Below are 24,872 nucleotides of genomic sequence, written 5' to 3'. Positions count from 1 at the left end.
GCTTTTTAACTGTATCGGCTTATAGGGTAAAATCTACAGTTGTCGTCGCAGGGAAAAAATAAAGGCCAATTTTGTCTAGTGCATCACAAAATAATGTAGATTCTACTCAAACCAGCTGTCAGCTCGCACAAGCCTTAGCTTCTGCTACCTGGTTATCGGTGAATGATTTTATGCATGAATACACAGTGGATCAAGAGACGGCACACTGGCTCGTGGATATTGAATCGTTAACCGAACGCTTGCAAATGTATACCGATGCATTTTCTGTCAAAGTCTTATATCAAGGCTCTGATACGCTGGCGCGCAATGTTGTCAGCGAAGGATCCGCTGACGCGTCTGTGCAGATACGCAATGTTGAGTTAAATCATGGGACCACACCATGGGTATTTGCCAGTTCACTGTTACCTGCAGCATTATGCGCGAATGAGTTTTCTGCACTTGGCACAAAACCTTTGGGTAAAATATTATTCAACGACGTACGTTTTTCTCGGCAACCTTTTGAATTGGTCTATCTACCTCAGACCCATCCATTTGCCAAATATTATCAAAGTCCACATGATTTGGTGGGGCGTCGCTCAGCGTTTCATTTTTTAACGCATGTTTTATGGGTCACTGAAATTTTCTTACCGGGCTGTCCGGCATATCACAAGGTATAAAAAATGCGTTTATTAAAAGGGTTTTGGTACCTCTCAAGAATGGATAAACCCATTGGCATATATCTCTTGTTATGGCCTACTTTATGGGCGTTAGTTTTGGCCTCATTGGGCCTCCCAGAATTAGATGTTGCATTGATCTTCGTTGCGGGGGTTATCGTGATGCGTGCTGCCGGCTGTATCATTAATGATATTGCCGATCGTAAAGTCGATGGCCATGTCAATCGCACCCAAAATCGTCCATTGGTAACGGGCTTGGTTTCTACCAAAGAAGCGGTGGGTATGTTTGTTGGATTATTGGTCATTGCGTTAGTACTGGTTTTACAGTTAAACACGGCGACGCTGTATTTGTCTTTTGTGGCGCTAGGTTTAGCGACGTTGTACCCTTTTATGAAACGTTTCACCCAATTCCCCCAAGTTGTCCTTGGGGCGGCATTTAGTATGGCTATTCCAATGGCATTTATGGCGATAAATCAGCATTTACCGACCTGGATATGGGCGTTATATGCTGCGAACTTGGCATGGACAGTGGCATACGACACCCAATACGCCATGGTAGATAGAGCGGATGATATCAAAGTCGGGATAAAATCTACAGCTGTCGTGTTAGGGCGTTACGATGTATTCGGTGTTGCCGTCTTGCAGATAGCTACAATAGGTTTACTTGCTTGGGTGGGGATGACGTTATATTTAAATATTTGGTTTTATGTCGCATTAGTAGGCGCTAGCCTACAGTTCTGTTGGCACTTATCCTTGATTAAGGAACGCGATGAAGCAAAGTGTTTCAAAGCGTTCAAAGTCAATCATTGGGTCGGGGTAACAGTTTTACTCGGCTTCTTTTTCGGGATTTTCTAAAGCATCGAGTCGTGTTTCCAATGCAATGAGTTTTTCTCGGGTACGCAGTAATACTTGGCTTTGCACATCAAACTCTTCCCTAGTCACAATGTCCATACGCGCAAGTTGCGCTTGAATGACTTGTTTGACTTTGTCTTCGGTTTCTTGCGCCATAGTGCGGATGCCCTCTGGCATTGCGTCGGTAATTTGTTTTGCAAATTGTTCAATTTTTTGTGGGTCTAACATCTTCATCATCCTTATTCGGTACTCTATCTATATAATGTCACTTATGGTTGATATTTGCAAAGACAAGCCTAGCGGACTTAGGTAAAATACTTTTCATGAAAATGAATCCTGCTCAACAAGAGGCTGTCGATTTTATATCCGGCCCTTGTCTCGTCCTTGCTGGTGCCGGAAGTGGCAAAACACGTGTTATTACAACCAAAATAGCGTATTTAGTGCGAGAATGTGGAGTACCTGCACGGAATATTGCAGCCGTTACATTTACCAACAAAGCCGCTCGGGAAATGAAAGAGCGGGTTACACAGAGTCTGGATAAAGTCGAAGCGCGGGGCTTAAAAGTTTCTACTTTTCATACACTTGGGTTGAATATCATTAAAAGTAATGTGAAAGCATTAGGTTTGAAACCGGGCTTTTCTTTATTTGATGATAAAGACACAATGTCTTTGTTGAAGGATTTAACTGAGGTTGAGTTTGATGGTGACAAGGACCAATTAAAGCTGTTGCAATCTTGCATCTCGAATTGGAAGAACGATTTGGTTTTGCCTGAAATGCTGCAAAAAAAAGCGTCAAACCCAGGCGAAAAAGCTTACGCAGAATATTATCAACGCTACCAAGACCATCTAAAAGCTTATAACGCACTCGATTTTGATGATTTGATTTTACTCCCTACATTGTTACTCAAAAGTAACCAAACAGTGCGGGAAAAAATTCAACGTCAGATTAAATACTTATTGGTCGATGAGTATCAGGATACCAACACGTCACAATATGATTTGGTGAAGTTGTTAGTCGGTGAGCGCAGTCGTTTCACTGTGGTAGGCGATGACGATCAATCTATTTATTCTTGGCGTGGCGCTCAGCCCAAAAACTTGCAATTGCTACAGGAAGACTTTCCGCAGTTACGCGTCATCAAGCTGGAGCAAAACTACCGTTCTTCACGACGGATCCTCCACAGTGCTAATATCTTGATTCAAAACAATCCGCATATTTTTGATAAAACACTTTTCTCTGAACTAGCGTATGGCGAACCATTGCGAGTGATCGTGGCTAAAAATGAAGATCACGAGGCAGAACGTGTGGTCGCAGAACTCATTGCCCATAAGTTCATGAATAATACCCAATTCAAAGACTATGCGATTTTATATCGTGGGAATCACCAATCTCGAGTGTTCGAAAAATTGCTTATGTCGAACCGGATCCCCTATAAAATTACGGGCGGAATGTCCTTTTTTGGGCGAACCGAAATAAAAGACATCATGGCGTACTTGCGTCTGCTCGTAAATCAAGATGATGACAACGCACTATTGCGGATCATTAACACGCCATCACGTGGTATTGGGCGTGCAACACTGGAAAAAATCGGAAATTTTGCCAACGAAAAACGCTTCAACATGTTTGCTGCAACCGTCGATGACGATTTGCGCGGAGTGTTAGGTGGTCAAGCCTATCATGCGGTTGCAAACTTTGGCCGGTGGATCGTAGAGTTGTCGGACAATGCCGTGCGTGGTGATACTGTTGCTGTAGTCAGAGACATGATTAAATCTATTGGCTATGAAGAATGGCTTTATGAACAAAGCGCGACCCCCAAAGCGGCAGAAATGGCGATGGCCAATATATCAACGTTGTTTAAGTGGATCACCGACATGCTAAAAGGTACGGATACTGATGCACCGATGACGCTGGTGGAAGTCGTTAACCGCCTTATCTTGCGTGATATGATGGAACGTGGTGAAGATGACAGTGATGGTAATCAGGTGCAACTGATGACGTTGCACGCATCAAAAGGCTTGGAGTTCCCGTATGTCTATATGGTAGGTGTGGAGGAAGGTATTTTACCGCATCAAACCAGTATTGATGAGGACAACGTTGACGAGGAACGACGTTTGGCGTACGTTGGGATCACTCGGGCGCAACGAGAACTCACGTTTAGCGTAGCGCGAGAACGTCGCCAATACGGTGAAGTGATCCAGCCCGAGCCTAGCCGTTTTTTATATGAGTTACCCACTGATGATGTCGTTTGGGAGTTCCAAAAGCCCAAGAAAACCGCCGAAGAGAAAAAAGCGGTAGGTGCCAAAGGCATAGCGAATTTAAGAGATTTATTAAATAAATAAGCACCTAATACTTTAAGCTTGAATCGACACATTTTTAGCCAAATGTAAAAAAGGATCTATAATTAAATAGATTTGTCATTATTAGGTTTGCTTTATCCAAAATTATTCAGATATCCATCTTTTTATAAAAGGGAAATATCACTTTTTTGTCGCGTTATATGCACTATTTTTATGTGTAGTGCTGAGTGCACCCGCAGCAGCACAAACAGTACCGTCTCCTATTATTCAGTCTGAGCACAACCGTCTCTTTAATTTGCATGCTTTACAAAATAGCGATAAGCGAATTGTTTCGGTATTACTGTTCTTCCATTTTGATAAGCAAACTGATTGGCATCGAGATTATTATAGAGCGATCGAAGACACGATTGCCCAATACGGTTTTATTCCCAACGTTTTGATCGAAAACTCAAATGCAGCGGGGATGATGACACCTGGTTTTTCTGACGCCTATGCTAAAGCATTGAGCATCAAATATAAGAATGTTGATTTAGATTTCGTTATTGCCGAAAACTTTATGTCGATTAATTTATTAGAAAATCACCCTGAGGTGTTTCCGGAAGCTAAAAAGTACTTAGTCAAATTTACGGATAATCCGAAGTTAGAAAACACCTTTGTGCAAGGCCCATTTTATAATAAATCCTATCAGTACCACGACATGGGAATGTCGGTCCCTATGTTCATAGATACGACTGATCCAACAAAAATATGGATAATTTCGTCTTCTGAAAAGGTACCAGGCTTAAATAGAAATGCAAAATTAAGAGAAGCATTATCCGCGTTTGATATTCCTACAGAATGGTTGCTCGATAGAACCTACATGGAGTTATTACAAATACTGAAAAACGCACACCCAGATGATATTGTGATTTATAATGGAGCACTAAACAATGGCATGGGGCGTCCCATTCAACCTTTTGAGATGGTCTTTGCGATAGCGCCAGAGCTGCATATTCCCACCTTTAGCATGTGGCGTTTCGTTTCTGATTATACCGCGCCCGTGAGTTATGCATTTGATACGTATAAATTTGGCTCTAATATTACCAAACAAATGTTGTGGGATGCCGAACTCACAAAATCAGCCCCGCTTTTCGAAACGCATTTTACCTATGTACTGAATGAAGCATCGCCATTTTTAGCTGATTTAGATTTAACTCATTTCCCTGCATCAGCCCTCGTAGTGAATCCCCAACCTAGTTTTTGGGATGCGCATATAGAAATTATGATGCTGTTTGTTATTTTACTCGTAGCCGCCATCATGATTATCTTGCTACAGCTATATTACGGCCGTGTACTGCGGAGTAAAAGTGCTGCGGTAGAGGCAGCGAACATCGCTAAGTCCCAATTTTTAGCCAATATGAGTCATGAAATACGCACTCCAATGAATGGGATCATAGGTGTTTTGGATATTATGAAACAAAAGGATCTTGGCGATTCAGAAAAAGAATACCTCACCTTAATTGAGCGTTCTTCGGTGTCACTATTAAATTTATTAAATGACATCTTGGACTTATCATTAGTTGAAAAAGGGGTTTTGCATATTGACCCTAAACATTTTGATGTAGGTGTTTTATTACATGAAATTATTGATGGCTTCGCTATCAATATCAAAGAAAAACAAATCATCTTGAAAGCGGATCAGATTCAATCTGATATATGGATTTATTCAGATCCGTTTCGCACCAAACAGATTTTCATGAATATCATTAGTAATGCGGTGAAATATACTCAGCAAGGAATTGTAGAAATTACGTTATCACAAGAGGAGCAGCGTATTGTTTTCACCGTAGAAGATACTGGAATAGGTATCTCAAAAGCACAAATGGATAAATTATTTATGCCGTTTGAGCGTGACGATATAGTCAATAAGGCCAAGATCCAAGGTGCAGGACTCGGCCTGAGTATCGCCTTCGAAATATCTAAATTATTGGAAGGTGAAATCACCGCAGAAAGTATGCAAGGGGTTGGGTCTACGTTCACCGTCTACTTACCCAAAGTGATTGGAAATATACCGAATACTAATAAGACTAAGGATGCCTCTGAGACTATCAATGCCGCTACAGCAAGTGATATGGTCATAACGCATGACTCTCGTAAACCGATGAATTATTCCTCTGGTGAGCAGGGTGGAGTAGAAGGTGTGCTCAGTACAGTTGAGCACATGACAGTTAGCACTGCTTCTGACACTGATTCGGCTGAGCGTAAACTCAGTATTTTAGTTGCAGAAGACAATGAAATTAATCAAATAGTTATCCAAGAGCAATTAAGTTTAGGTGAGCATAAAATGTTGGTGGTGAATGATGGTTTTGAAGCTCTTGAGGCTTATCAAAACTTTACGTTTGATGCGATTATTATGGATGTAATGATGCCGAATATGGACGGCTTGTCGGCTACTAGGAAGATCCGAGAGTTAGAAAAAATCAAAAACATACATGTGCCTATTATTGGATTAACAGCAAATGCGATAAAAGGAGACAAAGAGGAATGTTTAAAAGCAGGGATGGATTGTTACTTGGCTAAACCAACAAACTCACAGACATTATTGGACAAGCTACAGCAAATAACTCGTCCAATATAATGATGCCTAATTCAGTTTTTCGGCTTTATGGTTTTCTAAACTTCAAAGTAAACCGATCAGTGTTTCCACTCACACTACGCGCACCTACTTCATATTCTAACTCATCGTCTTCGCGATAATGCAGGTCAGAATAATCAACAAATTCAAAGCCAGCAGCTTGGATTTCTTTAATCGCTTTGACAGGATCAAAACGACGGCGATTGCTATTTGTGTAAGGTTCCATATGGCGTGCAGTATGATCAACAACCGCATAGATGCCACCTGATTTCAGAGCGGTAAACGCCGCTTCGTTCATCTTGGTACGACCTGCATCATCAAAGTTGTGATAGTTGCGGAACGTCAACACCATATCAGCATCAGTAACACCTAAGTTATCCATTTCCAGTGCATAAAATTTGGCACCGTCAGGACGTGATAGGCGTGCATCCTTAGCGGTGATTTGGATATTTTCAAAACCTGGTTGGCCGACCAAATTTCTTTCGATGCGTGAAGTACCAATAGCTCCGTAGTATTCTCCTTTCTCAGCTAATACGGGGGCTAGGATCCGCGTATACCAACCACCACCTGGGATCAGCTCTACGACTTTCATGTCAGGTTGTAAACCAAAAAACTCAAGGGTCTGTACAGGTTTGCGATTACGATCACGTTTTACGTCGGCATCCGGTCTGCCTTCAGCTTGCATCGCGGCTTTTATGGAGTCCGCTAGGCTATGTGTACCGTGCTCGTGCGCGAACGTTGGCATACTGAATACACTGCAAGATAAAGCAGCGGCTATTATAAGTGAAGATTTTAATTTCATGTCGTTTCCTTCCATTTATATAAATTATGTTATGTATACGGTGGTTAATTCAATTCAGAACACTTACGCTAAGAACCATGCATCTTAGAGCAATCAATTGTCGAGCCATGAATCTCAGTTCCGTGAATCCAAGTCTCATGAATTTAAGAACTGTGAAGTTCAAAACAGCGAATAGCTAACCTCCAATGCAGCCTCCTAACAAGTAGATAAATTTATAAGCACTCGAGATTGTAATATCCATTTTTTTAAAAAAACTAAGGCTAGTTTAAAAAAACCTGTAATCCCCAAATCAGACAAATGACTAAAGAAACCAAGAGAATAGCTTTCCATTTGTATTTGCGTAAAACGTTTTCGGCTTGGTTACCAAAAAGTAAAACTAACCATGCGATACCGAAGTAACGCAAGATCCTTGATAGGGCAATAGCCAAGATAAACCAACCAATGGGGTAAGCACTTACACCTGCTGCAACCATAGCTAATTGGAGTGGTATAGGGAGTATGCCGGCTAATACAATAAACCAAAAACCTTCTTGTGCCATGCGTTGTTGGATGTCAGTAAAAATTTCCGGATCACCAAAGGCATTGATAATGTCATCCTCAAATATATCAAACACCCAAAAGCCGATCATATAAGCGAGCAGAGCACCAAGAATACAACCTAGCGTCGCTACTGTGGCAATTTGCCAGACTTTATCTCTGCGTAATTGTGATAAAGGGATCAGTAACGTTTCGATAGGAATAGGGACGATGGTCGATTCGAGAAAAGAAGCGAAGGTCACACCGGGTAACAAATATTTAGAATGTACCCAGTGTTGTAGTTTATCGCCTAGAATTTTAAACAAGTGTGTTCCTTACACGGTCAAGGTGACGGCCTATCTTAATTTTTATGTTTGTAGACAACACCATCTTTCATCACAAAAGTTACATCTTGCATGACTTTTATATCATTGAGTGGATCACCGGCAACAGCAATAATATCAGCGTGTTTACCCGGTGTGATAGAACCTAAAATATCACTAATATTGAGCAGGTTAGCGGTATGTTTGGTAGCACTTAAAATCGTTTCAATGGCAGGCATTCCGGCTTCGACCATATGCTTAAATTCTGCCCCGTTGTCACCGTGTGCTGATACGCCAGAGTCGGTCCCAAAAGCAATCTTGACACCGGCTTGATAAGCTTTGCTAAATGTATTTTTAATCAAAGGACCAATAGCCGCTGCCTTTGGCCGAACAATCGCTGGGAAATAGCCATCGATCTTCGCTTTTTCGGCAACAAAATTACCGGCAATGATCGTGGGGACATAGTATGTACCATACTCTTTCATCAGGTCCATGACTTCTTGGTCCATGTAGGTACCATGTTCAATAGAATCCACACCCGCTTTGATCGCACGGATCATACCTTCTTTGCCATGAGCGTGAACAGCAACGGTCATACCATAGTCATTCGCTGTTTGTACAATGGCTTCCAATTCATCGCTCATAAATTGTGGGTTCTGTCCGGATTTAGCCACTGACAGTACACCTCCAGTCGCTGTGATTTTGATCAGATCTGCGCCGTCTTTATAGCGCTGGCGGACTGCTTTGCGAGCTTCAGCAACACCATTCACAACACCTTGTTGTGCACTTGGATCCCCCATTAGACGTTTGCTCATACCGTTCGTTGGATCGGCATGTCCACCCGTCGTAGCAATTGATTTTGCGGTGGTATAAATACGTGGACCAACATGTTTACCAAGATTAATCGCATTTCTCAAAGCAACCGTTTCATTGTAGGCGTCACCAAGATTACGTACTGTTGTAAAACCTGCCATCAGTGTTTTTTCAGCATAATTTGCTGCTGTAAGGGCATAGTCAGCTTCATTCCATGTAAATCTTTGCATATACGTCGATGGACCACCATGTTGGAACGAAAGGTGTGTATGCATATCCATAAGACCAGGCATAACAGTATGGTCAGATAAATCGATGTGTGTATCGTTAGCATCCCCTTTAATAAACCCTGCTTTGATAGCGATGATCTTATTATCTTCAATAATAATGGTTTGCTGTGTGAGAACTGAAGTGTCTTCGGCAGTAATCAGTTTACCTGCATGGATGTAGGTATCAGCAAAAACAGTATGACTGCACAGTACAGAGGTAGCTAGGGTACTCAATAAAATACGGGTTTTCATGTTAATCACTTATTAGAATTGTGGATTTGATTAATGAGCTTTACTTTAAGTGAAATATGGAGCAAAGGCAAAAATTAAATCTGACCTAAACTAACCGCGTAGTCTCCAGAATATAAGATGACGTTGCCAGCAGATTCTTGGGCCTCATCAATCCATTGATAAAAGACATTTTGATGCAGTTTCGCCCATAAGTTACGGCGTATATTGATATAAGGTAAGTATTGGTTTTGTTTTGGATCAAGACGCAACTCACAGGTATGTTGCGCATCTAAATAAAAAGTATCCGCGGTTGCTGTGGTACAGATAATTTGTCGTGTATGTGGGTCACGGTCCCATTGGGTAATAATAAAAGGGACGTCTGCTACCGCTATTTTGACTTTTTCGACGGGTGTAACGAGATAATAGTCATCTTGTTCTTTCTTTAGCACGCTGGCAAACAGATTCACTAATTGGGGACGAGTAAATGGCGAACCTGCATAAAACCATTCCCCTTTATCATTAATACTCAGTGGGATTTCACCACAATACTCAGGGTTCCACTCTTCAACTGGAGGGTAGGTTTTATCCAGCCCTGGTAACTGATCTTGCAGTTGCTTTTGTAAATTACTGAGCACGATCGGCTAAAGCTTCTCTGAGTTCCCGTAATTTGCGTTTAACGATGCGCACATTATAAGGTCCCATTCTCAACAATTGTTTTTGTGGTGGACTCAGTGCTTCTAATTGCGGGTTAGTGAATTCATACATAGCTCTGTTTGTGGAGACTTCAACAGGCAGTTTTATGATAGGTGTATCCAAGAGTACATTGATCGCTGCTAGAACCGCATCGTGAAACGTCATCCCCGGCGGTGCGATTTCCGTAAACTTATTCACTAACTCTGGTTCGTATTGGTCTAGGAGTGCAATAAGATTGTCGGTCTCCACCTCCGCAAAGGTTTGGGCATAGACGTTATAACGCGTAAAAGCAGACGGTTCGATATATAAACGACCGGCCTGTTTAAATACTGAAAAAGCTTCAGATGGAGCCGTAGCGAGTGAAGTATTCGCAGATATTTTATTCTCAGCGGTATTTAAAACCGTTGCGACAACTTTATCTAAGATCCCTTCGTTGATCAGAATAGTACTCAAGACAGGCATTTGGGTGATAGCTAAAATACTTTGTTTAACTGCTAAATCAGACACATCTAAAGGTTCTGGACTCGGTTCTTCTACCTGTACCGGCTCGATAAATTCAGGGGTTTCCAGTTCACTGTTAGTCACTTCGACAGCCGGCGGTAGCTCGGCGACTGTAAAGGTGTCTTCCGTAAATAATTCTTCCTCTACAACAGGTTCGGCAGGTTCTAGGACCGGCTCAGCAACTACATCCGTTGGCAACACGCTAGCTACAGGCTGGACGTCTGTCTCTGATTTTGGCCACAAAAAAACGACAGCTAAAATCGCTGCTAATACAACTACTACAATAAGAATGGGGGCTTTACTGGAACCGTTACTTTGGTCTGTCATGCTATTCCTTTATAGATAAGAGGCAAGATATAGGCAATTATTTAGACTGTGAGTTCAATCTATTTTTGCGTATTGCTCACCTTTTCATTCATTTCAGTGCGATCTAAAGCTCACATTGTACGGTATAACTATATATAAAATAAGGACTCTAGAATGAAATATCCATACCATTTGTTACAAAAAGATTCAGACGTTATCTCTTACCTAGAGGTACAGTCTTTTGAAGTAAATGTATATTTAGTCAAGATAACGATAAATAATGAATCGGGTTTTGTTTATGACAAGAAAGATAGTATTATGCGTTTTCACAGCTCTCAGCACATTCGCGACATGTTCACTGAGTTTACGGTCGAAAAATCAGTGATGGTGCATGATTCACCCTATGATGAAATGATTGGTAATCCACCCAAACAGTCTGATGCAATGGCGATGCCTTTTTCCATGGAGCAGCCTTATTAGCATGGTGAGCTGGTACAGCACTCAAGCGCCATGCTATGACTCGTCATTCAACGACTCGCTATTCAAGAACTCATGTATGCGCGCAAAATAGATCGCCACAGTCGCCTATTTGTTGTGGTGCGGATTAGAAATGGACTTCTAACAACGAGATATTATCTGAAAAATTCAATGACTTGATTTTGCCTTTCCCTTCGAAATTGATCAGGTTGTTTTGGCTCGGCCACAAGTCTCGCAAGACATCATGACGCACTTTAATCGTGCCTATCTCAGCTGGTTTCTCTGTCTCTTGATAGATCCAAAAAAACCGACCTTCCACTTCATGTCCTACTTTTTTTAGCTGAAATGGGTGGTCCAGTTCATTGTATAAACCGAAATTTTTCGCAACGTATTCTGCAAATAGTCGTTGCGTGTCAGGATCTTTTAGAATATCGGCCTTTTTGGAGAAGAGCTCTTTTACAGCATGTTCCGCATCGTGCATGTAGATACGATGCATAATTTCAATATTGCCTGTTCTGGGATTAAACAGAACGGTCGTTAAACCTTCTTTTTGCTGGTGGGCAAGCGCAGGCAAAGAAAATAGTAGTGACAGTAGCACTGCGATAAACGCACTACCTAAAATAGTTGAACGGTGAGTATCCCCACCGTTTTTAACTAGCTGATTAAAAAGCATTTATTGCTCAGCCTCTTCATTATCAGTTTTCAGTTCAGTTTTAATGTCTTGCATGATGTCACGGTAGACTTTACCCGAACGTTTCTTAGACTTGTAAGACTCGATACGCGAAGGAATAATCCGACGTGGATAATGGTTGTTTTCTACATCTACATCAGCCGTTTCCCAACGTGGATCAACAGTAACAGAGGCTAGTTCTTTATCCTTATCAGTGACGATTAGTTTGGAAACTGCTTTTGGCGTACGACGCCAAATCTCAGCAGGAATTCGCATCATCTCACTGGTACCGTCGGTGTAGGTCATTTCGATAATAATCGGCATGACCAATCCACCTAGGTTTGAGAAATCCATGACGTAGTAATTCTTGTCTTCGGCCACTGCGCGCTCTAACGCTTTACGTTCCCAAGGTTTTAAACCATCTAAGAATTTTTTATATGCGTTGCGCTCTTTGTTAGTAACGGTAAAGCGGTCATTTTCGTCATAAAAATCAGTAATATCTGGGAACCGGTCTACCCATAAGGTTGTTCCTTCAGCCTGATTGCGCTCATCGGTTAAAGAAAGTGGTTTATCTGCTTCTACTTGGCGCTCTCGAGCAAAATCGATGTCAGGATCTTCAGTATCCAAACGCAATTTATAAACGCGATCTATACTGATATCAACATGGTCTGTAGAGTAGAACCAACCACGCCAGAACCAATCCAAATCAACCCCAGATGCTTCTTCCATGGTGCGGAAAAAATCTGAAGGTGTCGGACGTTTGAATTTCCAACGATTAGCAAATTCTTTGAACGCAAAATCAAATAATTCACGACCCAAAATAGTTTCGCGTAAAATATTCAGCGCTGCAGCTGGTTTGGTATAGGCATTTGGACCCAAGCGTAACACGCTATCGGATTGTGTCATGATGGGAACTTGCACATCAGATTTCATATAATCGGTGATATCACGAGGTTCAACACCCCATGGAATAGTCGGATCCCACTCACGACCAGCGACACCATCCAAGAAACTATTTAAGCCTTCATCCATCCAAGTCCATTGACGCTCGTCAGAGTTCACGATCATCGGGAAGTAGATATGCCCAATTTCATGGATAACCACACCGATTAAAAAACGTTTTTCAGCTTGTGAATAGGTACGAGAACCATCGTCTTGTAATTCAGTACGCGGACCGTTGAAGGTAATCATCGGGTATTCCATGCCACCGACTGGACCGTTCACTGATTGGGCCACAGGGTAAGGATAATCAAAAGAGAAACGTGAATAAACATCCATGGTGTGGATGATCGATTCAGTTGAATACTTCTGCCACAGCTCTCCACCTTCTTTAGGATAGAATGACATCGCCATAACGAGTGGCATTTCGTCGCCGCCTTGTTGGTAGCCACGCGCATCCCACATGAACTTACGTGAACTTGCCCATGCAAAATCACGTACATTTTGTGCTTTGAAGCGCCAAGTTTTACTCTCGCTGGTCCCTTCTTTTTCGTTTTCTAATGCTTCTTCTTCTGTCACCACAAAAACGATACGATCAGCATTTTTCGCTTTATCCAAGCGACGTTGCTGTTCTTCGGTTAGCACATCTTCTGGGTTTTGTAATACACCTGTTGAAGATACAATATGGTCAGCTGGTACTGTCAGTGAGACATCATAGTCACCAAACTCTAGCGTAAACTCTCCACGACCTATGAACTCTTTGTTAGTCCATGCTTCGTAATCGGTATAAGCAGCTAAACGAGGAAACCACTGAGCCAACAAGAAAATATCGTTACCGCCTTCTCGCGCATCATCTGGGAAGTGTTCATAACCCGCACGAGCTGAAACGGCGTCTTCTTCCACAATGTTGAATGCAAAATCAATGGTAAAGCGAACCCGATCTCCTGATTTCAGCGGTTGTGTGAGGTCAACACGCATTAGAGTCCCGACAATGACATAGTCAAGTTTATTACCTAGACCATCGACGACACGACTGATGTCATAACCTAGTTTGGTATCTTCAACAAAATGTTGTCGACGCAGAGCGCCAAGTGAAATTTGTGCTGGTTGGGTATCTGTTGCACCTGCTGAACCTGGTCCACGATTACCAATACCGCCAAATGTTGTAGTCAGCGCCGACAGCGAATCGTCTTTGAATTTGTTTTGATCGAGTTGGACCCATAAATACTTCAGAGTATCTGGGGAGTTGTTGTAATACGTAATATCTTGAGTCGCTTCGATGCGGCGTTGTTCTTCTAACAAACGCGCAGCAATGGTGTAATCGACACGTTGTTGCCAATATTGGTGGCCTGGTTCGCCAGCTGCGTTACGATAGACATTAGGAGTTGGTAAAACTTCGTCGAGTTGACGGAATTTATCTTCGAAATCGCCTTTTGTTTGACGGATTGCATCGGCACTGGCTGCAGTCGCGAAAAGTAAGCACGATGCACAAAGTAAGGCGTAGATATTACGCATAGAAGTATCCTTGAGTTAGGTATTATAATTATTGGTGCGTATTATACTCTAATTCACATTAAATGAAAAAAAGGGCTAACTTATGCGAATTAAGCCTGTGGTCTAGGTTGTTTCTTGGCCGAATTGTCGTATCCTAGACGTATTCTGATTTGTTGTATTTTCTCCCATGCATGACTTTTCTTGGCAACGTGCCGTTATCAAAGTAGGCAGTTCACTCATCGCCCCTGGTGGCTCCCAACAAGGGTGCTCGGCGCAATACTTGTTACCCATTGCAAAATTTATTACGACTGCACTCGCGCAAGGCAAAGAAATTATTCTAGTTTCTTCAGGTAGCGTGGCTGCAGGGCGTGCGTCAATACCGATTAAACATGCTCCTTCCATTGCTGAAAAACAAGCTATGGCAGCCATTGGGCAGACTCAGATGATGCAAAATTGGGCGCGTTTTTTTGATCAACCTTGTGCCCAAGTTTTGCTAACAATGGATGATTTACATGACCGTCAGCGTTATGTAAATATCCAAAATACTTTGCGCGAATTGTTAGCGCATAACGCGATTCCCATTGTGAACGAGAATGACACTGTAGCAATCAACGAATTAAAAGTGGGCGACAATGATAATTTAGCGGCTTACACCGCGATGGTCGCCCAAGCGGATACGTGTATTATTTGTTCAGACATTGAGGGATTATTTACCGCGAATCCTCGGACAGATAAACATGCCGAATTGTTAACTTGTGTCACTGCGATTACGCCAGAGATTAAAGCAATGGCCGGTGGTGCTGGGAGTGCAGTCGGCACAGGTGGTATGCTAACCAAAATCGAAGCCGCTGAAAAATGTACGCAAACAGGGATCCAGATGTTGGTTGTGAACGGCCAAAGTGCAGCTACGTTTGATGCTTTAGCTGAGGGTAAATGCCCTGGGACGTTATTCACACCTAAATCAGGATCCGTCAAAGCACGCATGGAATGGTTACAATATACCCTACAGAGTAAAGGTGCATTGCATATTGATACCGGTGCACATGCTGCCCTTATCCATAAGGGTGCTTCATTATTACCCATTGGTGTTGTGTCAGTGAGTGGTGAGTTCAAAGCGGGCGATGCAGTCAATATTGTGTTTAATGACAATGTCGTGGCGAAAGGTTTATGCCAATATGATTACAACGAAGCAGCGACGATTGCGGGATGTAAAAGCGATGCTATTAGTACTAGACTGGGGTATACACTGTCAGATGTTCTCGTGCATCGTGATAATTTAGTTATTTTGTAAGGTAAATTCATGGAATTTTGTATCCGATCTGCTGCCAAAGCAGCCCGCCAAGCAGCCATCTCAGTTGCCCAACTAGATGCGCAACAAAAAACAGATGTGCTCAACGATGTTGCTGAAGAATTATTGGCTCAAACACAAGTCATCATTGCGGCTAACCAACTTGACTTAGCCCAAGCCCAAGCAAACAACATGGATATGGCAATGCAAGACCGTTTGGCGCTAGATGCCCAGCGCATCGCCCAAATCGCCCAAGCTGTGATGGATATCGCGGCACAACCAGAAGTCGTGGGGCATTTAAGTGAGCCTGAAATGATGCCTTCAGGGATCCAAGTGCAAAAGATGCAGATACCATTGGGTGTCATTGGTATGATTTATGAATCTCGTCCAAATGTCACCATTGATGCTGCTGCTCTGTGTTTCAAAGCCGGTAATGCGGTCATTTTACGCGGCGGTAAAGAAGCAATACATTCAAATCTTGCTCTGGCGCAGTGTTTACATTCTGTCTTTGCCAAACACGGTATAGCAGAAGCTGCGGTGACGGTTATTCCTGACCCTGATCGTGAAATTCTAAATACCTTACTAACCCTAGCTGATGATGTCGACCTTATTATTCCTCGCGGTGGTGAAGGATTGATACGCTTTGTGACAGCGCATAGCCAGATCCCTGTTATTCAACATTTTAAAGGTGTATGTCACTGCTATATAGATGAATTTGCCGACACCGAAAAAGCGTTAAACATCCTCGAAAATGGCAAAACACAGCGCACAAGTGTATGTAATTCCTTGGAAACGGTCTTAATACATTCCGCCCAAGCGACTCACTTACTGCCGTTGATAGCCGCCATGTTCGCGCAGCACAAAGTCAAAGTCCATGCTTGTCCAGTCAGTTTACCGTATTTTGTCGAAGCGGGCTTAGATGCTACTTTAGCTACGGAAGCAGATTGGGCAGCAGAGTATTTGGCGATGGAAATTGCGGTACGTGTGGTTGCTGATTTTGCCGAAGGCGTAGCACATATTCAGCGCTATAACTCAGGTCATACAGAAGTCATTGTGAGTGAAGAACCGTTGCGACAGCAGGCCTTTTTACGACAAATACACTCTGCGGTAGTCATGGTTAATGCATCATCTAGATTCTCGGATGGTGGGGAGCTAGGGTTGGGTGCAGAAATTGGGATTTCCACATCAAAACTGCATGCCTATGGTCCAATGGGAGCCGCTTCTTTGACCACTCAAAAGTTTGTTGTCTCAGGTGATGGGCATATCCGAGTTTAACTCACTGCCATGAAGACGACATTGATTTTGGCATAACTATATGACAGGTAGGGATTTTCGGCTAGAATGCCCCTTTGGTACAGCATAAGCTTCAGCTGTTATCCTTTCTCTATTTGTCGAGTACTCTTTATTTATGCCAAATGCCTTTTACTTTATCTTATGTACTCTGATCTGGGGTTCTACTTGGTTGGCGATTAATTTCCAAATCGGGCATACGCTGGAGCCGACTTATGCTGTTGGGATCCGCTTTTTACTCGCCGCTATTATCTTAGGCATATTCTGTCTGCTCACGCGAAAAAATATGCGCTTTTCACGCAAACAACACAGTCAGTTTTTACTAGTTGGCCTGTTTTTCTATGCTTTAGATTATGGGTTTTTGTACGCTGCTCAGCAACATATCGTAAGTGCACTACTCGCTTTGTTGAGTTCTAGTGTGATTTATTTCAATGTCGTGTTGCGCCGAATCTTTCTAGGTAAACCTGTCCGTTTCGAAGTGCTTCTTGGTGCGACCTTAGGTTTCTTAGGCATTGCTGCTATTTTTGCGCCTGAATTGAGTAAAGTGAGTTTGGAGGCTGGCTTGGGTTTGGGTTTGTTATTTGCGTTTTGTTCTTTTTCTTCAGCAGCCATCGGGAATGTGATATCCGAGAATACCTTGGATAATGTCCCTGTGGTACAGATGAACTTTTACACCATGTTATATGGTTCAGTGACTGTTTTAGTTGTTCTACAACTCACCCAAATCCCTTTTGAATTGCCCACAGTATCGTCATTTTATTACACGTTGGTGTATCTCAGTTTGTTCGGTTCGGTATTCGCTTTTGGATGTTACATGAAGTTAATTCAAAATATTGGCTCGGATAAAGCGGCTTATGTCGTCTTGTTGTACCCACTTGTGGCATTGGTTTTATCGACCTTTTTTGAAGGCTACCAATGGAGCATTTACGCGCTTTTTGGTGTGGTCTTAGTCTTACTGGGTAATGCTTGTGCTATGGGTAAAGTGAAATACCTGCAACGTTTTAGTTCTTCTTTAGGTAGAGTATAGCCCTATGTCACAAATCAACGATGACACAACGACACATGCAAAAGCGACGTTATCCCAACTAGAGTTTGTCGCTCTGATGGCATTGTTAACTTCGCTTGTTGCACTCAGTATTGATGCTATGTTGCCAGCACTCACCGCCATGGGCAACGATCTCGCTAGTACTGGAGCACAGCAAAATCATTTAGTGGTGAGTTTATTCTTTATCGGTATGGCATTTGGGCAAATGTTCTTTGGTCCATTTGCGGATGCTAGAGGTCGTCGAGCAACTATCCTAGTGGGCATGCTTATTTTTGTATTCGGGACTTTCATTTGTATGGCCGCTGAGGATATGACCACTATGTTAGTGGGTCGATTCGTCCAGGCTTTTGGTGTCTCAGGGCCAAGAATTGCGGCGATGGCTATGATTCGAGATATTTATGTCGGTGCTTCTATGGCCAAAATCATGAGTTTTATCATGATTATTTTTATCCTAGTCCCAATGGCGGCACCTGTGATTGGTCAGTGGATTATGCTAATGAGCTCCTGGTGGTATATCTTTGTCTTCTTTTTGCTGATTACGGTACTGACCGCAATCTGGTTTTTCGCTAGGCAGCCAGAAACGTTACATCGTAGTGTGCGCAGACCGTTTGCCTTGAGTGAGTTTGTTGACGCAGCTCGGTTTATCCTTACTCATCGCCAAGTATTGCCCTATATTATTGCTATGGGATGTATTTTTGGCGCATTTTTAGCATACCTCAGTGCATCACAAACGATTTTTCAAAACTTATATTCGACGGGCGAATGGTTCCCTTATATTTTTGCATTACTCGCTTTTGCGATTGGTTGTGCTTCTATGTTGAATGCGCGTCTGGTCGAGCAAATGGGGATGTTGCGTTTGTGTTATTTGGCCTTGTTTGGACATATTCTCACTAGCCTAGTGTTGTGTATTGTGGTGTGGTTTTTTGGTGGTTTACCGACCTTAACTATATGGATTGGGTTGTTATTTGTTGATTTCTTTTTTGTTGGCATTTTATTTGGCAATATGAACGCTTTGGCGATGCAACCACTCGGGCAAATTGCAGGGGTTGGAGCAGCCTTTATCGGATCTTTAAGCTCGGTTGTTGCTGTACCTTTAGCGCTTTTCATCGATACGTTTTTAGCTGATTCATTACAACCCATTACGCTTGGGTTTCTGATTTTGGGCTTGTGTAGCTATGGCTTGTTTAGGGTCGCTGAAATTCGATAAGGCAATTTTTTTAGGCAGAAAAAAGCCACAACATCTGTTGTGGCGACAGTCTAGTAAGCGCTATTTTTACCGTGATTTCTTGTTCTAGGGTTTGGGAAAACCAAACTCGTTATTCCACTCATATTGCTTACAGGGGCGTAGACTCCAAAAAATAATGTACTTAAAATATTTTTATTATGAAACTTTTCCTAACTGTACAACCGGTTTATCTTCAGTATTTTGAAAAATTTCAATTCGACGTGGCATTCGTTCGTTATCTTTAATTTTGTCGTAAGTCGCAAAATTCACATTCATCTGTTGGCAAAACTTATAAAAACACAAGAAATCTTTGCGGTTAAAATCATCACCGTCTCTGGTCATTTGTGAGTCAATGTATAAATCTGAGCCGTTTATAGTGAGATTAGCGCAGGCTGTATAAGGTTCACCATATTCTTTTACTTTTAAAGCCCTTACCATTTTGACTTCAAAAATCCATTCTCCGATGCGAGTATATCGTGTTATTTCGTTTGCCATTATTTACTCAATTCATGTTTGGTTTAAATGTTAATTTAAAAAAGAGTCACCCAAACCCCACAGCGTTCCTTCAATGTGAAGTTTAGGTTTTGTTTGATAAATTTAATTATCTAGACTCTTACTCAACTCACTTACAGTGTTGCACGAGTTGTACCAGTTTTATTAATTTGTTTAATATCAATAGCTTGAGTTATTTTGGTTGAACTGGAAAGGGATTAAGTGTTGCAACTTAGCAACACAGCTCATGCTTATGAGGGTGAGCGCGAGAAAAGTGTGAGGTAATTTCGCTATTATGCTATTCAGATGGCTTTTATAAGCGACTAACTATCACTTTTATAGACAAAAGCACTGTCTGTTTTATGCAACACTATTGAAATACACAGTTTATGTAAATAATAACAATTCTCATTTGCGTTATTGTTTGTGTGATCGTATGATGCGCAAAAATCATCATCAATCACATTTTATGGACATGCCATGCACCAACGTCATCCTTTAACAACACCTTGTAAATACTCTCTCATTTCACTTTGTTTAGCTTCCACGCTTGTTCCAGCTTTGGCTAACGATACTGTTGACCCAATAGAAACGATTGAGGTTTCTAGTGCCTATTTACAAGGCTACAACGCACATGCTGCAAGCGGAGCTACGCGCATGGAGTTAGCAATCAAAGATATCCCTCAATCAGTATCGGTCATTACTAATGCCCAGCTAGAAGACTTTTTGTTGACGAATACCAATCTTGCCTTAGATAGTGCTACAGGTGTCAACGTTGAGCGAATCGAGAAAGACAGAACGTATTACACGGCACGTGGTTAAGACCCCACCATATGCTAGTGATTGAGCCGCAAATACCAGAACTGCAAGGTAAGGTTCTTGGGGTTGTTATTGCGCTGATCATGTGCTTTTTAGGTGTCAGTGGGATCATGTTATATCGCAGATTTTGGGCGAAAATTTTGACACTTTGCGATTGGCTAGTCAGCAAGAAATACCCAGTTTTATACCGAATTATTTGGCTATTCCCAATGAGGATGATATGGATATTATGTTCTTTGGTAGCGTTGTGACCAATAATCCTTTACTCAGTCAATATGGCAGCATGGTAGTATATGACCACCATACTGGGGAGCTGAAAACCAAATACGATATTCGCCATGCTGGAGTATTACAAAAGTTTGATGATAGCACGCGTAAACTACACTTTGGCTATTTTGCCGGTATCTGGTCCAAAATCATTTGGAGTATTGTTGGCTTAGCACCCGTTATATTGATGGTGACGGGGACGTTGATGTTTATTATCCGACGTCAGCCAAAAACAAGATTAAACAGACGTAAAAAGACGTTACCTGCTCATTCTCTGAAACATTATAATTAAGGAATAAAATGAAACGTATGAAAACAACTTTACTCACAGCTTACGTGGGATTATTGACATTGTCTGGTTTTGCACAAGCTGACCATGATATGGCGCACTTTCCAGCATTGCAGGCTGATACCATTACAACCGCATTGTGTAATATGCAAAGCTACCAAAAGAATCTTGCTGAAATTACGGCAAAGGAGGAGCTGACGACGTTGGATATGGTAAAAGTACACGAGCTGACTTATACCTTGGAAAATGCATTGCAGCGTTTACAACAAGACTTAGTTACTGTGGCAGAGGATTTGGAAGAAGTACATCAAGCTTCTGAAAAACTAGAACCGAACAAAATTAAAGCTTTTGGTAAAAAGTATTTGGCACAAGGTGAATTATTTACCAAAGGAGTGACTTGCTCTAACTAATTTGTTGAGCAAGTGTTTATATGTATTTAAATGGCCCCCTGTGATCAGAGCGTAGCGATGTCGTGGGGGAGTCTAAAGTAAAAATAGTGACTATTCGTGTCTTCGGCGTAGTTCAGTCACACGACGTTGAAGCCGCTCTTTGATATCATTATCGCTTGAGTTCTTACTCGCAAAACCAGAATCTGCAGCGACCTGCATGGGATCAAGTTCAGCCTCAAGTGCTTTGAGTGAGGCTTTAAGGCGAGAGAACAACGTAGTTGTGATTGTATTTGTGCGCGGTGGTTTTCGTACTTTTGTTAAATGAGTTCTGGTTGAGCTATCAGAAGATGGTTTCTTAGGGGATAACTGAGCTGGACGAATCAATGCTTGACGTTGCAATGTCGGATGCTTGCCATCAACTGTGTATGGACTGTAGGGATCACAATCCAGGGGCTTACCAAATAACGCACGTAAAATACTCATTATCAACACTACCCATAAATGACATTATGCATCATCCGTCCAGGCATCAATGCAAAAAAACGCGATTATCAAACCGCCAATATATAAGCCTACCACTGCCTAACGATGGGGTGTGACATCCCTGTGTTTGGCTGCAAAGTATGCTTGAGCCACACTGCTAATTGTTAATATACTAAAAATACGGATAAAACCAAAGTGACTAAATCACAATGGCCCGACTAGGCCTGCATATGCCAGAAATAAAAAACCCGGCCAAAAAGGCCGGGCAAAAGGGCTTTATAAAAAGCACCTAACGACAGAACTGTTACATTCTAGATGATAGCTTGCATGTCACTCATGTAACCACGCAATTCTTCACCAATCCATTCCACGCCATGTTCGCGAATGGCTTTGTTAACTTCTACTAAACGCATGTTATCTACTGCATTTGAAGTTGAGGTCAAACCGCCACCTAAAAGTTCAGGTGTAATGTTTGGCATGACTTTCTCTGCTAATAACGGGATGGCAGCATTAGCAAATAAGTAGTTACCGTATTCTGCAGTATCAGAAATAACTACATTCATTTCATATAAACGCTTACGCGCAATGGTGTTAGAAATAAGTGGCGTTTCGTGTAATGACTCATAATACGCAGACTCAGGTAAGATACCCGCTTCAACCATCACATCAAAAGCAAGCTCTACACCAGCTTTGATACATGCTACGACAAAGATACCTTTATCGAAGAACTCTTGGTCATCAATTTTGCCTTCGTAAACTGGCGCATTTTCAAATGCTGTCTGACCAGTTTCTTCACGCCATTTTAATAAGTTTGCATCACCGTTGGCCCAATCTTCCATCATTGTGCGAGAAAACTCACCTGAGATAATGTCATCTTGGTGTTTTTCGAATAAAGGACGTAATAGTTGAGTCAGTTCAACTGACAAATCGTGTGCTTTGATTTTAGCTGGATTCGATAAACGATCCATCATGTTAGTTACACCACCGATCTTCAATGCTTCGGTGATAGCTTCTAGGCCATACTGTAACAAGGCAGCTGCGTAACCTGGCTCAACACCGTCGGCAACCATTTTTTCATAACCTAGTACAGCTACGGCTTGTTGCATACCACATAAGATAGTTTGCTCACCCATCAAATCAGACTTAACTTCAGCGATAAATGATGATTCAAGCACACCTGCACGGTCACCACCAGTTGCTGATGCTAGTGCTTTAGCAATTGGCCAACCTTTGTTTTCTGGATCATTTTCTGGGTGCACAGCGATGAGTGTTGGTACGCCAAAACCACGCTTGTATTCTTCACGAACTTCAGTTCCTGGACATTTTGGTGCACACATGACAACAGTAATGTCAGAACGAATTTGTTGGCCTTCTTCAACGATATTAAAACCATGAGAGTAACCTAATGTTGCGCCTTCTTTCATTAAAGGCATAACCGCTTCAACTACCGACGCGTGTTGTTTATCAGGCGTCAAGTTATAAACTAAATCTGCGGTTGGAATAAGGTCTTGGTAAGTGCCTACTGTAAAACCGTTTTCACTTGCACGGACGAAAGAGTCACGTTTCTCGTCGATTGCTGCTTGACGTAAGGCATAAGAAACATCAAGACCTGAGTCACGCATGTTTAAGCCTTGGTTCAGGCCTTGTGCGCCACAACCTACGATGACAATTTTTTTGCCTTTCAGGAAGTCACATCCATCAGCAAATTCAGAACGATCCATAAAACGACATTGACCTAATTGGTCAAGCTGGACGCGTAAAGGAAGAGTGTTAAAATAATTAGCCATGTAGGGTTCCAATATATTTAAGTTAAAAAAGCCGTCTATAATCAAACAGCGTTGTTACATTCCAAACATAATCAGTGACGATTGCGTTGAAATATAGTGGATGCTGTTTGTTTTGGAAAATGATATATTCGCAATGCTTTGTTGCAATTTTTGCAATACTAGAATTTTGGAGGCCTCTTATGGACTTTCGCAGCTTGGAATTATTTAGTCATTTGGCATCTACATTGCACTTCGGTAAAACGGCTGAGGCGATGTATGTTACGCCTTCGACGTTGAGTCGAGCGATTCAACGTTTAGAAGATGATACGCAAATTAAGCTGTTTGAACGGAATAACCGAGCCGTCAATCTCACTCATGCAGGTCATGTATTTTTGAAATTTGCTCATCAGACTTTAGCTGCATGGCAACAAACCCAAGTCATGTTACAACAACAAAAAGAAGAGTTAAGTGGGGCTCTTAGTATGTATTGTTCAGTAACGGCATCACAATCCCACTTGCCTGAACTATTGAACGCTTACAAACGCCTGCATCCTAATGTCGATATGCAATTAGTGACCGGTGATCCAGCCTTGGCAGAACAAAGGTTATTACAAAAACACAGTGATATTGCCATATCTATTCATACACCAGAATTTCCTAAAGAGCTTGCTTTTGTGCCATTGGGGCAGGTGCCATTGGTACTAATCGTACCCAAAACACTCAAGATCAGAGATGTGAAAAAAATCCAATGGCCTAAACAGCATTTGATTTTGCCGGATTCCGGCCCTTCTAAACGGATCGTGCATCATTGGTTGGCAGAGCACAACATCCGCCCTCAAATATATGCTCATGTAGGGGGGAATGAGGCGATTGCCAGTATGGTCGCCTTGGGGTTAGGTATAGGTTTTGTACCACAAATCGTGTTGGACCATTCGACGTTGAGTCATCAACTAAGACAGATCCAAGTAGATGATATCGAACCTTATTCTTTGGGGTTAGCATGTCTTGCAACTCGTCAGGAAGAACCTAAAATACAAGCCATGTTGGAGATGGCACTAAATTAGAGCATGTC

Annotated in this window: 23 protein-coding genes and 1 pseudogene; 13 read left to right on the top strand and 11 right to left on the bottom strand. The window is 42.1% G+C overall.

Annotated elements, in window-relative coordinates:
- Window positions 1-71: 71 nt before the first annotated feature.
- Together NLF92_RS08815 and ubiA are read left to right on the top strand one after the other, a co-directional pair.
- Window positions 72-656 (top strand): chorismate--pyruvate lyase family protein, encoded by a 585-nt coding sequence (locus NLF92_RS08815; RefSeq protein WP_254100943.1) that lies wholly within the window; start codon window positions 72-74, stop codon window positions 654-656.
- Between the two features lie 3 nt (window positions 657-659).
- Window positions 660-1,508: a 4-hydroxybenzoate octaprenyltransferase gene (gene ubiA / locus NLF92_RS08810; protein WP_254100940.1), complete on the top strand. Its 849-nt coding sequence runs from the start codon at window positions 660-662 to the stop codon at window positions 1,506-1,508.
- On the opposite strand, the gene ubiK is transcribed toward ubiA, so the two are convergent.
- Window positions 1,479-1,733, bottom strand: coding sequence for a ubiquinone biosynthesis accessory factor UbiK (gene ubiK / locus NLF92_RS08805; protein ID WP_254100938.1), 255 nt, complete (start codon window positions 1,731-1,733; stop codon window positions 1,479-1,481). The genes ubiA and ubiK overlap by 30 nt on opposite strands.
- A gap of 95 nt (window positions 1,734-1,828) precedes the next feature.
- Here ubiK and rep point away from each other — a divergent pair, with 95 nt between their 5' ends.
- Complete coding sequence (gene rep / locus NLF92_RS08800) at window positions 1,829-3,841, top strand: DNA helicase Rep (RefSeq protein ID WP_254100936.1); 2,013 nt, start codon at window positions 1,829-1,831, stop codon at window positions 3,839-3,841.
- 178 nt (window positions 3,842-4,019) lie between these two features.
- Window positions 4,020-6,416, top strand: coding sequence for an ATP-binding protein (locus NLF92_RS08795; RefSeq protein ID WP_254100934.1), 2,397 nt, complete (start codon window positions 4,020-4,022; stop codon window positions 6,414-6,416).
- 25 nt (window positions 6,417-6,441) lie between these two features.
- Here the strand turns inward: NLF92_RS08795 and NLF92_RS08790 are convergent, their stop codons facing one another.
- The 5 genes from NLF92_RS08790 to NLF92_RS08770 all read right to left on the bottom strand — a co-directional run bounded on the left by NLF92_RS08790 (window position 6,442) and on the right by NLF92_RS08770 (window position 10,888).
- The gene (locus NLF92_RS08790; protein WP_432420219.1) at window positions 6,442-7,215 is read right to left on the bottom strand and encodes a class I SAM-dependent methyltransferase; all 774 of its coding nucleotides are present in this window, start codon (window positions 7,213-7,215) and stop codon (window positions 6,442-6,444) included.
- A 260-nt stretch (window positions 7,216-7,475) separates the two neighbouring features.
- Window positions 7,476-8,057, bottom strand: a complete 582-nt coding sequence (locus NLF92_RS08785; protein WP_254100932.1) for a YqaA family protein — start codon at window positions 8,055-8,057, stop codon at window positions 7,476-7,478.
- A gap of 35 nt (window positions 8,058-8,092) precedes the next feature.
- A complete protein-coding gene (locus NLF92_RS08780; protein ID WP_254100931.1) occupies window positions 8,093-9,388 on the bottom strand; it encodes a metal-dependent hydrolase family protein in 1,296 nt (431 codons plus the stop codon).
- A 74-nt stretch (window positions 9,389-9,462) separates the two neighbouring features.
- Complete coding sequence (locus tag NLF92_RS08775) at window positions 9,463-10,002, bottom strand: DUF1285 domain-containing protein (protein WP_254100929.1); 540 nt, start codon at window positions 10,000-10,002, stop codon at window positions 9,463-9,465.
- Window positions 9,992-10,888, bottom strand: a complete 897-nt coding sequence (locus NLF92_RS08770) for a DUF3014 domain-containing protein (protein WP_254100927.1) — start codon at window positions 10,886-10,888, stop codon at window positions 9,992-9,994. Before NLF92_RS08770 ends, NLF92_RS08775 begins: the two co-directional genes overlap by 11 nt.
- Window positions 10,889-11,041: 153 nt before the next feature.
- Here NLF92_RS08770 and NLF92_RS08765 point away from each other — a divergent pair, with 153 nt between their 5' ends.
- Complete coding sequence (locus NLF92_RS08765; protein ID WP_254100925.1) at window positions 11,042-11,347, top strand: DUF6482 family protein; 306 nt, start codon at window positions 11,042-11,044, stop codon at window positions 11,345-11,347.
- Between the two features lie 124 nt (window positions 11,348-11,471).
- Here the strand turns inward: NLF92_RS08765 and NLF92_RS08760 are convergent, their stop codons facing one another.
- Window positions 11,472-12,017, bottom strand: coding sequence for a DUF6702 family protein (locus NLF92_RS08760; RefSeq protein WP_254100923.1), 546 nt, complete (start codon window positions 12,015-12,017; stop codon window positions 11,472-11,474).
- On the bottom strand, window positions 12,018-14,468 hold the full coding sequence (locus NLF92_RS08755; protein WP_254100921.1) for a M1 family aminopeptidase: 2,451 nt from the start codon (window positions 14,466-14,468) through the stop codon (window positions 12,018-12,020).
- Window positions 14,469-14,634: 166 nt separating this feature from the next.
- Here NLF92_RS08755 and proB point away from each other — a divergent pair, with 166 nt between their 5' ends.
- The 4 genes from proB (at window position 14,635) to NLF92_RS08735 (ending at window position 19,277) form a co-directional block, all read left to right on the top strand.
- On the top strand, window positions 14,635-15,738 hold the full coding sequence (gene proB, locus NLF92_RS08750) for a glutamate 5-kinase (protein WP_254100919.1): 1,104 nt from the start codon (window positions 14,635-14,637) through the stop codon (window positions 15,736-15,738).
- Between the two features lie 9 nt (window positions 15,739-15,747).
- Window positions 15,748-17,010, top strand: coding sequence for a glutamate-5-semialdehyde dehydrogenase (locus tag NLF92_RS08745; RefSeq protein ID WP_254100917.1), 1,263 nt, complete (start codon window positions 15,748-15,750; stop codon window positions 17,008-17,010).
- Between the two features lie 133 nt (window positions 17,011-17,143).
- Window positions 17,144-18,052, top strand: coding sequence for a DMT family transporter (locus NLF92_RS08740; RefSeq protein WP_254100915.1), 909 nt, complete (start codon window positions 17,144-17,146; stop codon window positions 18,050-18,052).
- Between the two features lie 4 nt (window positions 18,053-18,056).
- Window positions 18,057-19,277 (top strand): multidrug effflux MFS transporter, encoded by a 1,221-nt coding sequence (locus NLF92_RS08735; RefSeq protein ID WP_254100913.1) that lies wholly within the window; start codon window positions 18,057-18,059, stop codon window positions 19,275-19,277.
- Between the two features lie 174 nt (window positions 19,278-19,451).
- On the opposite strand, the gene NLF92_RS08730 is transcribed toward NLF92_RS08735, so the two are convergent.
- The gene (locus NLF92_RS08730) at window positions 19,452-19,790 is read right to left on the bottom strand and encodes a hypothetical protein (protein ID WP_254100911.1); all 339 of its coding nucleotides are present in this window, start codon (window positions 19,788-19,790) and stop codon (window positions 19,452-19,454) included.
- A gap of 477 nt (window positions 19,791-20,267) precedes the next feature.
- On the opposite strand from NLF92_RS08730, the pseudogene NLF92_RS08725 reads away from it, so the two are divergent.
- The 3 genes and pseudogenes from NLF92_RS08725 to NLF92_RS08715 form a co-directional block, all read left to right on the top strand.
- Window positions 20,268-20,606 (top strand): annotated as a pseudogene (locus NLF92_RS08725) (TonB-dependent siderophore receptor); the annotation flags it as partial.
- Window positions 20,607-20,760: 154 nt separating this feature from the next.
- Window positions 20,761-21,165 (top strand): PepSY-associated TM helix domain-containing protein, encoded by a 405-nt coding sequence (locus tag NLF92_RS08720; protein WP_254100909.1) that lies wholly within the window; start codon window positions 20,761-20,763, stop codon window positions 21,163-21,165.
- Between the two features lie 8 nt (window positions 21,166-21,173).
- A complete protein-coding gene (locus tag NLF92_RS08715; protein WP_254100907.1) occupies window positions 21,174-21,572 on the top strand; it encodes a DUF6746 family protein in 399 nt (132 codons plus the stop codon).
- Between the two features lie 90 nt (window positions 21,573-21,662).
- Here NLF92_RS08715 and NLF92_RS08710 read toward each other — a convergent pair whose 3' ends face one another.
- Together NLF92_RS08710 and ilvC are read right to left on the bottom strand one after the other, a co-directional pair.
- Window positions 21,663-22,034: a hypothetical protein gene (locus tag NLF92_RS08710; protein WP_254100905.1), complete on the bottom strand. Its 372-nt coding sequence runs from the start codon at window positions 22,032-22,034 to the stop codon at window positions 21,663-21,665.
- Window positions 22,035-22,345: 311 nt separating this feature from the next.
- Window positions 22,346-23,821: a ketol-acid reductoisomerase gene (gene ilvC / locus NLF92_RS08705; RefSeq protein WP_254100903.1), complete on the bottom strand. Its 1,476-nt coding sequence runs from the start codon at window positions 23,819-23,821 to the stop codon at window positions 22,346-22,348.
- A 179-nt stretch (window positions 23,822-24,000) separates the two neighbouring features.
- On the opposite strand from ilvC, the gene ilvY reads away from it, so the two are divergent.
- A complete protein-coding gene (ilvY, locus tag NLF92_RS08700) occupies window positions 24,001-24,864 on the top strand; it encodes an HTH-type transcriptional activator IlvY (protein ID WP_254100901.1) in 864 nt (287 codons plus the stop codon).
- The last annotated feature ends 8 nt before the right edge of the window (window positions 24,865-24,872 follow it).

Origin of the sequence: Opacimonas viscosa, assembly GCF_024199005.1 — a bacterium.
Classification (GTDB): domain Bacteria; phylum Pseudomonadota; class Gammaproteobacteria; order Enterobacterales; family Alteromonadaceae; genus Opacimonas; species Opacimonas viscosa.
This window is presented reverse-complemented; position numbering and strand designations above follow the sequence as displayed.

Coding starts and splice junctions, on each gene's coding strand:
- NLF92_RS08730 (WP_254100911.1), bottom strand. CDS start 19,790: ATGGCAAACGAAATAACACGATATACTCGCATCGGAGAATGGATTTTT.
- NLF92_RS08755 (WP_254100921.1), bottom strand. CDS start 14,468: ATGCGTAATATCTACGCCTTACTTTGTGCATCGTGCTTACTTTTCGCG.
- proB (WP_254100919.1), top strand. CDS start 14,635: ATGCATGACTTTTCTTGGCAACGTGCCGTTATCAAAGTAGGCAGTTCA.
- ubiA (WP_254100940.1), top strand. CDS start 660: ATGCGTTTATTAAAAGGGTTTTGGTACCTCTCAAGAATGGATAAACCC.
- NLF92_RS08710 (WP_254100905.1), bottom strand. CDS start 22,034: ATGAGTATTTTACGTGCGTTATTTGGTAAGCCCCTGGATTGTGATCCC.
- ubiK (WP_254100938.1), bottom strand. CDS start 1,733: ATGTTAGACCCACAAAAAATTGAACAATTTGCAAAACAAATTACCGAC.
- NLF92_RS08790 (WP_432420219.1), bottom strand. CDS start 7,215: ATGAAATTAAAATCTTCACTTATAATAGCCGCTGCTTTATCTTGCAGT.
- ilvC (WP_254100903.1), bottom strand. CDS start 23,821: ATGGCTAATTATTTTAACACTCTTCCTTTACGCGTCCAGCTTGACCAA.
- rep (WP_254100936.1), top strand. CDS start 1,829: ATGAAAATGAATCCTGCTCAACAAGAGGCTGTCGATTTTATATCCGGC.
- NLF92_RS08760 (WP_254100923.1), bottom strand. CDS start 12,017: ATGCTTTTTAATCAGCTAGTTAAAAACGGTGGGGATACTCACCGTTCA.
- NLF92_RS08740 (WP_254100915.1), top strand. CDS start 17,144: ATGCCAAATGCCTTTTACTTTATCTTATGTACTCTGATCTGGGGTTCT.
- NLF92_RS08780 (WP_254100931.1), bottom strand. CDS start 9,388: ATGAAAACCCGTATTTTATTGAGTACCCTAGCTACCTCTGTACTGTGC.
- NLF92_RS08770 (WP_254100927.1), bottom strand. CDS start 10,888: ATGACAGACCAAAGTAACGGTTCCAGTAAAGCCCCCATTCTTATTGTA.
- ilvY (WP_254100901.1), top strand. CDS start 24,001: ATGGACTTTCGCAGCTTGGAATTATTTAGTCATTTGGCATCTACATTG.
- NLF92_RS08765 (WP_254100925.1), top strand. CDS start 11,042: ATGAAATATCCATACCATTTGTTACAAAAAGATTCAGACGTTATCTCT.
- NLF92_RS08715 (WP_254100907.1), top strand. CDS start 21,174: ATGAAACGTATGAAAACAACTTTACTCACAGCTTACGTGGGATTATTG.
- NLF92_RS08745 (WP_254100917.1), top strand. CDS start 15,748: ATGGAATTTTGTATCCGATCTGCTGCCAAAGCAGCCCGCCAAGCAGCC.
- NLF92_RS08735 (WP_254100913.1), top strand. CDS start 18,057: ATGTCACAAATCAACGATGACACAACGACACATGCAAAAGCGACGTTA.